This is a genomic window from Bacillus sp. EU52 (assembly GCF_037964975.1).
GTDB classification, from domain to species: Bacteria; Bacillota; Bacilli; order Bacillales; family Bacillaceae; genus Bacillus; species Bacillus subtilis.
Genome location: NZ_CP150177.1, coordinates 1,695,005 through 1,708,088 on the forward strand (window position 1 = coordinate 1,695,005; position 13,084 = coordinate 1,708,088).

12 protein-coding genes are annotated in these 13,084 nt (G+C 43.2%); all 12 read left to right on the forward strand.

Features of this window, described 5'->3' with window-relative positions; genetic code table 11:
- The first annotated feature begins 48 nt into the window (after positions 1–48).
- The 12 genes from NSU05_RS08835 to bcbE all read left to right on the forward strand — a co-directional run bounded on the left by NSU05_RS08835 (position 49) and on the right by bcbE (position 12,985).
- Complete coding sequence (locus tag NSU05_RS08835) at positions 49–306, forward strand: YlmC/YmxH family sporulation protein (protein WP_003231890.1); 258 nt, start codon at positions 49–51, stop codon at positions 304–306.
- A 185-nt stretch (positions 307–491) separates the two neighbouring features.
- Positions 492–1,385: a dipicolinic acid synthetase subunit A gene (dpaA, locus tag NSU05_RS08840; protein WP_003231888.1), complete on the forward strand. Its 894-nt coding sequence runs from the start codon at positions 492–494 to the stop codon at positions 1,383–1,385.
- 2 nt (positions 1,386–1,387) lie between these two features.
- Positions 1,388–1,990, forward strand: a complete 603-nt coding sequence (gene dpaB, locus NSU05_RS08845) for a dipicolinate synthase subunit B (protein ID WP_003231884.1) — start codon at positions 1,388–1,390, stop codon at positions 1,988–1,990.
- Between the two features lie 125 nt (positions 1,991–2,115).
- On the forward strand, positions 2,116–3,156 hold the full coding sequence (asd, locus tag NSU05_RS08850; RefSeq protein WP_003244674.1) for an aspartate-semialdehyde dehydrogenase: 1,041 nt from the start codon (positions 2,116–2,118) through the stop codon (positions 3,154–3,156).
- 91 nt (positions 3,157–3,247) lie between these two features.
- Positions 3,248–4,462 carry an aspartate kinase gene (gene dapG, locus NSU05_RS08855; RefSeq protein ID WP_014479808.1) on the forward strand — a complete coding sequence of 405 codons (1,215 nt, stop codon included), beginning with the start codon at positions 3,248–3,250 and terminating at the stop codon, positions 4,460–4,462.
- Positions 4,463–4,492: 30 nt separating this feature from the next.
- Positions 4,493–5,365, forward strand: a complete 873-nt coding sequence (gene dapA / locus NSU05_RS08860; RefSeq protein ID WP_003245816.1) for a 4-hydroxy-tetrahydrodipicolinate synthase — start codon at positions 4,493–4,495, stop codon at positions 5,363–5,365.
- Positions 5,366–5,542: 177 nt separating this feature from the next.
- Positions 5,543–7,210, forward strand: a complete 1,668-nt coding sequence (rnjB, locus tag NSU05_RS08865) for a ribonuclease J2 (RefSeq protein WP_038428971.1) — start codon at positions 5,543–5,545, stop codon at positions 7,208–7,210.
- Positions 7,211–7,325: 115 nt separating this feature from the next.
- The gene (tepA, locus tag NSU05_RS08870; protein ID WP_003245712.1) at positions 7,326–8,063 is read left to right on the forward strand and encodes a translocation-enhancing protein TepA; all 738 of its coding nucleotides are present in this window, start codon (positions 7,326–7,328) and stop codon (positions 8,061–8,063) included.
- Positions 8,060–8,272: a TepA modulator TepJ gene (gene tepJ / locus NSU05_RS08875; protein WP_003231871.1), complete on the forward strand. Its 213-nt coding sequence runs from the start codon at positions 8,060–8,062 to the stop codon at positions 8,270–8,272. Before tepA ends, tepJ begins: the two co-directional genes overlap by 4 nt.
- 130 nt (positions 8,273–8,402) lie before the next feature.
- A complete protein-coding gene (gene spoIIIE / locus NSU05_RS08880) occupies positions 8,403–10,766 on the forward strand; it encodes a DNA translocase SpoIIIE (RefSeq protein ID WP_038428974.1) in 2,364 nt (787 codons plus the stop codon).
- Between the two features lie 143 nt (positions 10,767–10,909).
- Complete coding sequence (locus NSU05_RS08885) at positions 10,910–11,635, forward strand: GntR family transcriptional regulator (RefSeq protein ID WP_003245732.1); 726 nt, start codon at positions 10,910–10,912, stop codon at positions 11,633–11,635.
- 138 nt (positions 11,636–11,773) lie between these two features.
- Positions 11,774–12,985: a bacillibactin exporter BcbE gene (gene bcbE, locus NSU05_RS08890; RefSeq protein WP_031600514.1), complete on the forward strand. Its 1,212-nt coding sequence runs from the start codon at positions 11,774–11,776 to the stop codon at positions 12,983–12,985.
- The last annotated feature ends 99 nt before the right edge of the window (positions 12,986–13,084 follow it).

Below are 13,084 nucleotides of genomic sequence, written 5' to 3' on the forward strand. Positions count from 1 at the left end.
GCATTTTTTAATCCCTTTCATCATACATAGTACAAGGGGGTGACAGACATGCGGCTCAGTGAATTATCAGGAAAGGAAATTGTAGACATCAAAAGAGCTGAACGGCTCGGAGTGCTCGGCCAAACCGATTTGGAAATCAATGAACAGGATGGACAGATTACAGCACTCCTCATTCCCACAGTTAAGTGGTTTGGTTTGAGAAAGCAAGGTCATGACATTCGTGTCCCATGGCACCATATTCAAAAGATCGGTTCAGATATGATTATATTAGATGTACCTGAGGAAATGCCTCCTCGACAAGAGTAAATAGCCCAATTGACTGTGAAGCGGGCTCTAAAGAAAACATCTGAAACATCGGCTGCCGGAGCCGATGTTTTTTTATATGGAAAAAGCGCATCTTTTATATTCACCGGTATTTCCTTTTGATCATAAGATGAAGGGGAGCTTAACAACTAGAGATCCAGTATATACAAAGAAGGTGAACGTTTAGAATGTTAACCGGATTGAAAATTGCAGTTATCGGCGGTGACGCAAGACAGCTCGAAATTATAAGAAAGCTCACTGAACAGCAGGCTGACATCTATCTTGTCGGTTTTGACCAATTGGATCACGGTTTTACCGGGGCAGTAAAATGCAATATTGATGAAATTCCTTTTCAGCAAATAGACAGCATCATTCTTCCAGTATCCGCGACAACAGGAGAAGGTGTCGTATCAACTGTATTTTCTAATGAAGAAGTTGTGTTAAAACAGGACCATCTCGACAGAACGCCTGCACATTGTGTCATTTTCTCAGGAATTTCTAACGCCTATTTAGAAAACATTGCAGCTCAGGCAAAAAGAAAACTTGTAAAACTGTTTGAGCGGGATGACATTGCGATATACAACTCTATTCCGACAGTAGAAGGAACGATCATGCTGGCTATTCAGCACACGGATTATACGATACACGGATCACAGGTGGCCGTTCTCGGTCTGGGGCGCACCGGGATGACGATTGCCCGTACATTTGCCGCGCTCGGAGCGAATGTAAAAGTGGGGGCAAGAAGTTCAGCGCATCTGGCACGTATCACTGAAATGGGGCTCGTTCCTTTTCATACCGATGAGCTGAAAGAGCATGTAAAAGATATAGATATTTGCATTAATACCATACCGAGTATGATTTTAAATCAAACGGTACTTTCTAGCATGACACCAAAAACCTTAATATTGGATCTGGCCTCACGTCCCGGGGGAACGGATTTTAAATATGCCGAGAAACAAGGGATTAAAGCACTTCTTGCTCCCGGGCTTCCAGGGATTGTCGCTCCTAAAACAGCTGGGCAAATCCTTGCAAACGTCTTGAGCAAGCTTTTGGCTGAAATACAAGCTGAGGAGGGGAAATAAAGATGTCGTCATTAAAAGGAAAAAGAATCGGGTTTGGGCTGACCGGGTCGCATTGCACATATGAAGCGGTTTTCCCGCAAATTGAGGCGTTGGTCAACGAAGGAGCTGAAGTCCGTCCGGTTGTCACATTTAATGTGAAATCCACAAATACCCGATTTGGAGAGGGCGCAGAATGGGTTAAAAAAATTGAAGACCTGACTGGATATGAGGCCATTGATTCGATTGTAAAGGCAGAACCTCTTGGGCCGAAGCTGCCCCTTGACTGCATGGTCATTGCGCCTTTAACAGGCAATTCAATGAGCAAGCTGGCAAATGCCATGACGGACAGCCCGGTGCTGATGGCGGCAAAAGCGACAATCCGAAACAATCGGCCTGTCGTTCTGGGTATCTCGACAAATGATGCTCTTGGTTTAAACGGAACAAATTTAATGAGGCTCATGTCAACAAAAAATATCTTTTTTATTCCATTCGGGCAAGACGATCCCTTTAAAAAACCGAATTCAATGGTAGCCAAAATGGATCTGCTACCGCAAACGATTGAAAAGGCACTCATGCACCAGCAGCTTCAGCCGATTCTAGTTGAGAATTATCAGGGAAATGACTAAATTTACAGAAAATCTTTCCCAAACTAAAAAATTCGGTCATCACCCGCATATTCTATGGTAAAATAAAACGTAAAATCATAGTCAAATCAATTCAATGAAGCTGATTGGCGGAAGGAGTTTTACAGATGGGAAGAGGTTTACACGTAGCTGTTGTCGGAGCGACAGGGGCTGTGGGACAACAAATGCTTAAAACACTTGAAGACAGAAACTTTGAAATGGACACACTTACATTGCTATCTTCAAAACGCTCTGCGGGGACAAAAGTCACGTTTAAAGGCCAAGAGCTGACTGTTCAGGAAGCTTCTCCTGAGAGCTTTGAAGGGGTAAATATTGCTTTGTTCAGCGCCGGCGGAAGCGTATCACAAGCATTGGCACCAGAAGCTGTAAAACGCGGCGCTATTGTTATAGATAATACGAGCGCGTTCCGCATGGATGAAAATACACCGCTTGTTGTGCCAGAAGTGAATGAGGCAGACTTGCATGAACACAACGGCATTATTGCCAATCCAAACTGCTCTACAATCCAAATGGTTGCGGCACTTGAACCGATCCGCAAAGCATATGGCTTAAACAAGGTCATCGTATCAACTTACCAGGCAGTATCAGGAGCGGGTAATGAAGCTGTAAAAGAGCTTTACAGCCAAACACAGGCGATTTTAAATAAAGAAGAAATAGAGCCTGAGATCATGCCTGTAAAAGGTGACAAAAAACACTATCAAATCGCCTTCAACGCGATTCCGCAAATCGATAAATTCCAAGATAACGGCTATACGTTTGAGGAAATGAAAATGATAAATGAAACGAAAAAAATCATGCACATGCCTGACCTTCAAGTAGCGGCTACATGTGTGAGACTGCCAATCCAAACTGGGCACTCAGAGTCCGTCTACATCGAAATAGACCGTGATGACGCTACAGTTGAAGATATTAAAAATCTATTGAAAGAAGCTCCGGGCGTGACACTTCAGGATGATCCAAGCCAGCAGCTTTATCCGATGCCTGCTGATGCTGTCGGCAAAAACGATGTGTTTGTGGGCCGCATCCGCAAAGACTTGGACAGAGCAAACGGTTTTCATTTATGGGTTGTTTCTGATAACCTATTAAAAGGCGCGGCATGGAACTCTGTTCAAATTGCAGAAAGCCTGAAAAAACTAAACCTCGTATAAAAGAGAGAATTTTCTAAAGACGAATAGAAGAGAGTAAGGCGCTATCAGCCTGCTCTCTTCTGTTACGTCCGAATAATTTGGAGTGAAAACAGTGAAGATAATTGTTCAAAAGTTCGGCGGAACATCAGTAAAAGATGATAAAGGCCGCAAACTGGCTTTAGGGCATATTAAAGAAGCAATCAGTGAAGGATATAAGGTTGTCGTTGTCGTTTCAGCGATGGGCCGAAAAGGAGACCCGTATGCAACAGATTCTTTGCTTGGGCTGCTTTACGGCAATCAGTCAGCGATTTCTCCTAGGGAGCAGGATTTGCTTTTATCTTGCGGAGAGACTATTTCCTCTGTCGTCTTTACAAGTATGCTGCTTGATAACGGTGTGAAAGCAGCTGCGCTGACAGGGGCTCAGGCTGGCTTTTTAACGAATGATCAGCATACCAATGCAAAAATCATTGAAATGAAACCGGAGCGTTTATTCAGTGTGCTCGCCAATCATGATGCGGTAGTCGTCGCAGGCTTCCAGGGCGCAACTGAAAAGGGTGATACAACAACAATCGGCAGAGGGGGCAGCGATACGTCTGCAGCCGCACTCGGAGCAGCTGTTGATGCGGAATACATCGATATTTTCACCGATGTAGAAGGCGTGATGACTGCTGACCCAAGAGTGGTGGAAAATGCAAAACCGCTTCCTGTTGTGACGTATACGGAAATCTGCAACCTGGCGTATCAGGGGGCCAAGGTCATTCATCCGCGTGCTGTGGAAATCGCAATGCAGGCCAAGGTTCCGATCCGCGTCCGTTCGACTTATTCGAATGATAAAGGTACATTGGTGACATCACATCACTCTTCCAAGGTCGGCAGTGATGTTTTTGAAAGGCTGATTACGGGAATCGCCCATGTCAAAGATGTCACGCAGTTCAAAGTGCCTGCGAAAATCGGCCAGTATAACGTTCAGACTGAAGTGTTCAAGGCTATGGCAAACGCTGGAATCAGTGTCGATTTCTTTAACATTACACCTAGTGAAATCGTCTATACGGTAGCCGGAAATAAAACAGAAACAGCTCAGCGTATTTTAATGGATATGGGCTATGATCCAATGGTGACGAGAAACTGCGCGAAGGTATCGGCGGTCGGCGCGGGCATTATGGGTGTTCCCGGTGTTACGTCCAAAATTGTATCGGCTCTTTCAGAAAAAGAAATTCCGATCCTTCAGTCGGCTGACAGCCATACGACGATATGGGTGCTCGTCCATGAAGCGGATATGGTTCCTGCTGTAAACGCTTTGCATGAAGTGTTTGAACTTTCGAAGTAAATGTGATTGAATCATGATGAGGTGAATAAAATGAATTTCGGAAATGTGTCTACAGCGATGATTACACCCTTTGACAATAAAGGGAACGTAGACTTTCAAAAACTGTCTACACTGATTGATTACTTGTTGAAAAACGGAACGGATTCTTTAGTAGTAGCGGGAACAACTGGAGAATCTCCGACCCTTTCAACTGAAGAAAAAATTGCGCTTTTTGAATATACAGTAAAAGAAGTAAACGGACGGGTGCCCGTTATCGCTGGTACTGGAAGCAACAACACGAAAGATTCCATTAAGCTGACAAAAAAAGCTGAGGAAGCGGGCGTGGACGCTGTTATGCTTGTTACCCCGTATTACAATAAACCTTCTCAAGAAGGAATGTACCAGCATTTTAAAGCAATTGCGGCAGAGACATCTCTTCCGGTTATGCTCTATAATGTTCCTGGCCGTACGGTTGCTTCTCTTGCTCCTGAAACGACGATCCGTTTGGCGGCAGACATTCCGAATGTGGTTGCGATTAAAGAAGCGAGCGGAGACCTCGAAGCGATTACAAAAATTATTGCTGAAACACCTGAAGACTTCTATGTCTATTCAGGGGATGATGCTCTGACGCTTCCAATTCTTTCAGTTGGAGGAAGAGGAGTTGTGTCAGTGGCGAGCCATATTGCAGGCACTGATATGCAGCAAATGATCAAAAATTATACGAATGGGCAAACAGCTAATGCGGCACTGATTCATCAGAAACTGCTGCCGATTATGAAGGAACTGTTTAAAGCGCCTAATCCTGCTCCAGTCAAAACAGCGCTTCAGCTGAGAGGTCTTGATGTCGGTTCTGTGCGTCTGCCTCTAGTCCCGTTAACTGAGGATGAACGTCTGAGCTTAAGCAGCACGATCAGCGAACTGTAAGAAAATTTCATACAGTGAAACAAACGCGGTCATTCTCACATTCAGCTGAGTTTGACCGTTTCTTTTACATATTGGTTTTCCCTAAACCTTCTGCTTTATCTTGTTTTCTAAATTTACTTTCAGTTATAATAGGAACAAGTGATGATGGACGGGTATGAGACTAGGAGGATATAGATTTTGAAAAAGAAAAATACAGAAAACGTTAGAATTATCGCCCTTGGCGGTGTCGGAGAGATTGGGAAGAACCTTTATGTCATTGAAATTGACTCAGACATATTTGTCGTTGATGCCGGCCTTATGCATCCAGAAAACGAAATGCTCGGTATTGATGTAGTGATTCCTGACATATCATATTTGATTGAACGGGCTGACCGCGTCAAGGCAATCTTTTTAACGCACGGGCACGATGAAAATATCGGCGGCGTTTTTTACTTATTAAACAAGCTGTCCGTTCCAGTGTACGGAACAAAACTGACGCTTGCACTGTTAAGAGAGAAATTAAAACAATACGGACATAACCGAAAAACTGATTTAAGAGAAATTCACTCAAAATCTGTCATTACATTTGAATCAACAAAAGTATCGTTCTTTAGAACGATTCACAGCATTCCTGATTCTGTAGGTGTGAGCTTTAAAACATCACTTGGATCTATTGTATGCACGGGAGACTTCAAATTTGACCAAACACCTGCACTTAATCAGACGTGCGACATTGGCGAGATCGCCAAGATCGGCAATAGCGGCGTGCTCGCTCTGCTTTCTGACAGTGCAAATGCGGAACGGCCGGGTTACACCCCTTCGGAAGCGGCTGTCAGCGGAGAAATTTCGGATGCGCTGTATAATTCACAGAACCGGGTGATTATTGCTGTTTTCGCATCCAATATTAACCGGATTCAGCAAGTCATTCATGCAGCGGCTCAAAATGGCAGAAAGATTGCCGTAGCCGGAAAAAATCTTCAATCTGTCCTGCAGCTGGCGAGAAAGTTAGGATACATTGAAGCAGATGATGAATTGTTTATTTCTGTACAGGATGTCAAAAAATATCCGAAGCGCGAAGTGGCCATTATTACAGCCGGAAGCCAAGGTGAACCATTAGCTGCTTTGACAAGAATGGCAAACAAAGCTCACAAACAGCTGAACATTGAAGAAGGGGATACGGTGGTCATTGCGTCAACTCCGATTCCCGGGCAGGAACTCATTTACTCTAAAACAGTAGATCTTCTTGCGAGAGCCGGTGCACAAGTCATCTTTGCCCAAAAGCGTGTTCATGTATCAGGCCACGGCTCACAAGAAGAGTTAAAGCTAATGATCAACCTGCTTAAACCAAAATATTTGATTCCTGTAAACGGCGAATACAGAATGCAAAAAGCTCATTCAAAAATCGCTGAAGAAACCGGCATGAAGCGCAGCGACATCTTCTTAATTGAAAAAGGCGACGTCGTTGAATTCCGCGGCCAAAACGTAAAAATTGGGGATAAAGTTCCTTACGGCAATATTTTAATTGATGGTTTAGGTGTCGGTGATATCGGCAATATCGTATTGAGAGACCGCCGCTTGCTTTCACAGGACGGAATTTTAATCGTTGTCATTACACTTGATAAACAAAAGAAAAATCTTGTATCAGGACCAGAAATTATCACTCGCGGCTTTGTTTATGTAAGAGAGTCTGAAGGTCTAATCGTACAGGCTACTGAGCTCGTCCGGTCCATCGTGACAGAAGCGACTGAAACATCAAATGTCGAATGGTCAACGCTGAAGCAGGCAATGCGGGATGCTTTGAACCAATTCCTTTATGAAAAAACGAAACGTAAACCGATGATCATCCCAATTATTATGGAAGTATAATGACTGACTAAAGACCGGAGTTGCTCCGGTCTTTATTTTTTGTCCTTCAAGCCGGGATTGAATGAAGTATCTTTGTTCATAATACAAAGAGAAACTCGGAAAGGATGAAAGCGAGATGGATCATCGTATGGAAAACACAGAAGAAGAGCGTCCTGAAAAAAATGATGCGAAGGACAGCATTATGAATAAAATACAGCAGCTTGGTGAAACGACGCTTCCGCAGCTGCCCCAAGATACAAATATTCATTGTCTGACCATTATCGGACAAATTGAAGGCCATGTTCAGCTTCCTCCGCAAAACAAAACAACAAAATATGAACATGTCATCCCGCAGATTGTGGCAATTGAACAAAATCCCAAAATTGAAGGCTTGCTGATCATATTAAATACTGTCGGAGGAGATGTTGAAGCTGGTCTTGCCATAGCGGAAATGCTTGCATCTTTATCGAAACCGACCGTTTCTATCGTGCTTGGCGGGGGGCATTCCATCGGCGTTCCGATTGCTGTATCCTGTGATTACAGCTATATCGCCGAAACAGCAACGATGACGATTCATCCAGTTAGGCTCACCGGGCTGGTCATCGGGGTGCCGCAAACGTTTGAATACCTGGATAAGATGCAAGAAAGAGTTGTTAAATTTGTGACAAGCCATTCCAATATAACCGAAGAGAAATTTAAAGAGCTAATGTTTTCAAAAGGAAACTTAACACGCGATATCGGAACAAATGTAGTCGGTAAGGATGCAGTTAAATACGGATTGATCGATCACGCAGGCGGTGTCGGACAGGCAATCAATAAACTGAATGAGCTCATCGACGAAGCAAGGAAAGAAGAAGGACGGATGATTCAATGATTCTTTATACCGTGATGCCGCAGGAAATTGTGTTTGCAGAACAGAACCAAGAGACAAGCGCACATGAGCAAATTGAATATAAAGGTGTACCGCTTCTAGTCGAAATGAAAGGGAATGAAGCGGAAGTCATTCAAATCATGAGCACCAATCCAATGCATTTTCTGCATCCGGACATTTCACCCGGACAAAAGCTGAAATTAAACGTATAAGAATCCAACCCTTTTTTAAGGGCAAAATATGCTATAATAGGGGAATCCTACAGAAAAAACGCAGCCTGTAAACGGCTGCTTTCTTCATTATGTATGAACTTACATTTTTTAACGCAGTAAGGTGATGAGTGTGGCAAAGAAAAAACGAAAATCAAGAAAAAAACAGGCGAAACAGCTAAATATAAAATACGAGCTCAACGGATTGCTGTGTATAGCCATTTCAATTATCGCAATCTTGCAGCTGGGGGTAGTCGGGCAAACGTTTATCTATTTGTTCCGCTTTTTTGCTGGAGAGTGGTTTATTTTATGCTTGTTAGGTTTATTGGTGTTAGGAGTCTCACTGTTTTGGAAGAAAAAAACCCCAAGCCTTTTAACGAGACGAAAGGCCGGGTTGTACTGTATCATCGCAAGCATATTGCTGCTTTCTCACGTGCAGCTATTTAAAAATTTGACGCACAAAGGGTCTATTGAGTCTGCAAGCGTGGTGCGCAATACGTGGGAATTGTTTTTAATGGACATGAATGGCAGCTCTGCTTCACCTGATTTAGGCGGAGGGATGATCGGTGCGCTGCTGTTTGCGGCTTCACACTTTTTGTTTGCGTCGACTGGTTCTCAGATCATGGCGATTGTCATGATTTTGATCGGAATGATTTTAGTAACAGGACGCTCGCTACAAGAAACGCTAAAAAAGTGGATGAGCCCGATTGGACGTTTTATAAAAGAACAATGGTTAGCATTTATTGATGATATGAAATCCTTCAAATCAAATATGCAGTCATCGAAAAAAACGAAAGCGCCGAGCAAAAAACAAAAACCGGCCCGCAAAAAACAGCAAATGGAACCGGAGCCTCCTGATGAAGAGGGGGATTATGAAACAGTATCGCCTCTTATTCATTCAGAGCCGATTATCTCAAGCTTTTCTGATCGTAATGAAGAGGAAGAGTCTCCAGTTATAGAAAAGCGCCCCGTACCTGTGTCGAAGCCGCTTCAGGACATCCAACCGGAGACAGGTGATCAGGAAACTGTTTCTGCTCCTCCTATGACCTTTACAGAGCTCGAAAATAAGGATTACGAGATGCCGTCACTGGATTTGCTGGCAGATCCGAAGCATACCGGCCAGCAGGCTGATAAAAAGAATATTTATGAAAATGCCAGAAAGCTTGAACGCACATTCCAAAGCTTTGGCGTAAAGGCGAAAGTCACACAGGTTCATCTCGGACCGGCCGTAACAAAATATGAAGTATATCCTGATGTCGGAGTGAAGGTTAGCAAAATTGTCAATTTAAGCGATGATTTAGCGCTTGCGCTTGCTGCGAAGGATATCAGGATCGAAGCGCCTATACCAGGCAAATCAGCAATCGGAATTGAAGTTCCAAACGCAGAAGTGGCAATGGTTTCGCTGAAAGAAGTGCTGGAGTCTAAATTGAATGACAGACCGGATGCGAAGCTGTTAATTGGACTCGGCCGCAATATTTCAGGTGAAGCTGTATTGGCTGAGTTAAACAAGATGCCCCACCTTTTGGTCGCAGGCGCAACCGGTAGCGGGAAAAGTGTCTGTGTCAACGGCATTATTACAAGTATTTTAATGCGGGCGAAACCGCATGAAGTGAAAATGATGATGATCGATCCTAAAATGGTAGAGCTAAATGTCTACAACGGGATTCCGCATTTGCTTGCTCCTGTTGTAACCGATCCGAAAAAAGCGTCGCAGGCTTTGAAAAAGGTTGTCAATGAAATGGAGCGGCGGTACGAATTATTTTCTCATACGGGTACAAGAAATATTGAAGGATACAATGATTATATAAAACGCGCCAACAATGAAGAAGGAGCGAAACAGCCAGAGCTGCCTTATATTGTTGTCATTGTGGACGAGCTAGCCGATCTCATGATGGTCGCTTCATCTGATGTGGAAGATTCGATTACGAGATTGTCCCAAATGGCGCGGGCTGCCGGCATCCATCTTATTATTGCGACACAGCGGCCATCGGTGGATGTTATCACAGGGGTGATCAAAGCGAACATTCCGTCACGAATCGCGTTCAGCGTATCTTCACAGACGGATTCAAGGACCATTCTTGACATGGGTGGCGCTGAGAAGCTTCTTGGCCGCGGCGATATGCTGTTTTTACCTGTAGGGGCTAACAAACCTGTCCGTGTGCAGGGAGCATTTTTGTCGGATGACGAAGTGGAGAAGGTCGTCGACCATGTGATTACGCAGCAGAAAGCGCAATATCAAGAAGAAATGATTCCTGAGGAGACAACAGAAACTCATTCCGAGGTTACTGATGAACTTTATGATGAAGCTGTTGAATTAATCGTCGGCATGCAGACGGCATCTGTTTCAATGCTGCAAAGAAGATTCAGAATCGGCTATACGAGAGCGGCGCGCCTGATTGACGCAATGGAGGAACGCGGTGTTGTCGGACCGTATGAAGGCAGCAAACCTAGGGAAGTATTATTATCAAAAGAGAAATATGATGAGCTCTCTTCTTAATGAAGGGAGTTCCGCTCTCTATAGTTGTCAATAATAACATTATGTAAACTGATCACCTTTCTATTTATTTTTTCGACAAAACATGATATAGTTGTCCCAATTGTTCAATAATTTTTATCGAAAGTGGTTTACGGAGGGGAAACATGTCTACAAAAGCTGATAATCGGCACTTGTATTTGAAAGTAATTGAACGAATTAAAGAGGATATAAAAAATGGGATCTACACTGAGAAGGAAAAGCTGCCTTCTGAATTTGAGCTTTCCAAAAAGCTTGGTGTCAGCAGAGCGACGCTAAGAGAAGCCTTGCGGATACTGGAAGAAGAGCATGTGATTATCAGAAGGCATGGTGTAGGCACTTTTGTCCATTCTAAGCCGTTATTTCTTTCGGGCATTGAACAGCTGAACAGTGTAACCAAGATGATAGAACAGGCGAATATGACCCCTGGCACGATTTTTCTATCATCACAAGTGCTTATGCCGTCTGAAGATGATACGAAGAGATTTCATTTGGCAGAAGGGCAAGAACTTTTTTACCTTGAACGAGTCAGGACAGCTGACGGACAGCCGATTGTGTATTGTATAGACAAAATTCCGATGAATATTTTGCCGAATTCTTTTTCTCATCAGCAAGAATCTATGTTTGACCTTCTTGAGAAAAATTCAGGCTCCGTAATCAGCTATGCAGTAACTGATATAGAACCGATCGGCTATCACGATACCATTTCTCCAGTGCTTGAATGCGATCCTGAAACAGCCCTTTTGCTGTTAAAACAAACCCATTACGATCAGCACGATAAACCGGTGCTTTATTCTTTAAATTATTTTAGAGCGGATAAATTCAGATTTCATGTTTTGCGTAAACGATTCTAAAAACGGACGCCTGTATGTGTCTGTTTTTTTATTTGCACTGATTCATGTTTCTTTGTACATACTTTCATTCCGGTTAACGCAATATATAAGGGATGACAAGAAAGTGAATGGGTGAAAATGTTGAGAGAGAAAAATGGAATGAAAAATATTATTGCATTGTCTTCTGTCCCGCTTGTGATGACACTCGGGAACTCCATGCTGATTCCTGTTCTTCCGATGATGGAGAAAAAGCTGTCTGTGACTTCATTTCAAGTATCTTTAATCATTACTGTATATTCAGTAGTAGCAATTATTTGCATTCCGATTGCCGGATATTTGTCGGATCGTTTCGGGAGAAAAAAAATATTGCTTCCATGCCTCCTCATTGCAGGATTGGGGGGAGCCGTAGCTGCTTTTGCCTCGACCTATATGAAAAATCCTTATGCTATGATCTTGGCGGGGCGGGTTCTTCAAGGCATTGGTTCTGCAGGTGCCGCTCCGATTGTCATGCCGTTTATCGGCGACCTGTTTAAAGGAGACGATGAAAAGGTCAGCGCGGGTCTTGGCGATATTGAAACCGCCAACACGTCAGGGAAGGTACTGAGTCCCATACTTGGAGCCTTACTGGCTTCTTGGTATTGGTTTGTACCGTTTTGGTTTATTCCGTTTTTCTGTTTGATCAGCTTTTTGCTCGTATTGTTTTTGGTGGCCAAGCCTGAAGAAGATGAAGATGCGCCTGCTGTTTCTGAGTTTATTAAGAGTGTGAAGAAAATTTTTAAACAGGATGGTCGCTGGCTTTATACGGTCTTCATTATCGGGTGTGTCATTATGTTTTTGTTATTTGGCGTATTATTTTATTTATCAGATACGCTGGAGAACAAGTATGCTATTGACGGAGTAGCTAAAGGCGGATTACTGGCAATCCCACTTTTGTTTTTGTCAACCAGTTCTTTTATAGCTGGCAAAAAGATCGGTAAAGATAAAGGCCGAATGAAATTTTGCGTTGTTACAGGAATGATTCTGTTAACCCTTTCGTTTATTGCCTTGTGGTGGAACCACAGTTTTTATTTTTTATTTGTCTTTTTAAGCTTTGGCGGGATTGGGATTGGAATGGCTCTTCCTGCTTTAGATGCATTGATAACCGAAGGGATTGAAAGTGAACAATGCGGAACCATTTCCTCCTTCTACAATAGCATGCGCTTTATAGGAGTAGCTCTCGGTCCACCTGTTTTTGCTGCATTAATGTCTAATGCAAACTGGATTATTTTCATACTCTCGGCGTTTTGCAGCATCGTTTCTTTATTTTTAGTGCTCTTTACTGTAGATGCTAAAAAAAGTGAAGAAGAAGAAAAAAACTTAGGGACGGTCTAGCCAGCCGTCTTTTTTTGCGCTTCCTTGCACAGTTTACAACTGTACCTATACAGCATGCGGAGGTTATTGTTTCCTTATAAATCCTACAGTTGCTATAAT

Excerpts from the sequence above, each read along its gene's own strand:
- tepJ (WP_003231871.1), top strand. The coding sequence starts at position 8,060 with ATGATTCTTTATACCGTGATGCCGCAGGAAATTGTGTTTGCAGAACAG.
- dpaA (WP_003231888.1), top strand. The coding sequence starts at position 492 with ATGTTAACCGGATTGAAAATTGCAGTTATCGGCGGTGACGCAAGACAG.
- NSU05_RS08835 (WP_003231890.1), top strand. The coding sequence starts at position 49 with ATGCGGCTCAGTGAATTATCAGGAAAGGAAATTGTAGACATCAAAAGA.
- asd (WP_003244674.1), top strand. The coding sequence starts at position 2,116 with ATGGGAAGAGGTTTACACGTAGCTGTTGTCGGAGCGACAGGGGCTGTG.
- tepA (WP_003245712.1), top strand. The coding sequence starts at position 7,326 with ATGGATCATCGTATGGAAAACACAGAAGAAGAGCGTCCTGAAAAAAAT.
- bcbE (WP_031600514.1), top strand. The coding sequence starts at position 11,774 with ATGAAAAATATTATTGCATTGTCTTCTGTCCCGCTTGTGATGACACTC.
- NSU05_RS08885 (WP_003245732.1), top strand. The coding sequence starts at position 10,910 with ATGTCTACAAAAGCTGATAATCGGCACTTGTATTTGAAAGTAATTGAA.
- dpaB (WP_003231884.1), top strand. The coding sequence starts at position 1,388 with ATGTCGTCATTAAAAGGAAAAAGAATCGGGTTTGGGCTGACCGGGTCG.
- dapA (WP_003245816.1), top strand. The coding sequence starts at position 4,493 with ATGAATTTCGGAAATGTGTCTACAGCGATGATTACACCCTTTGACAAT.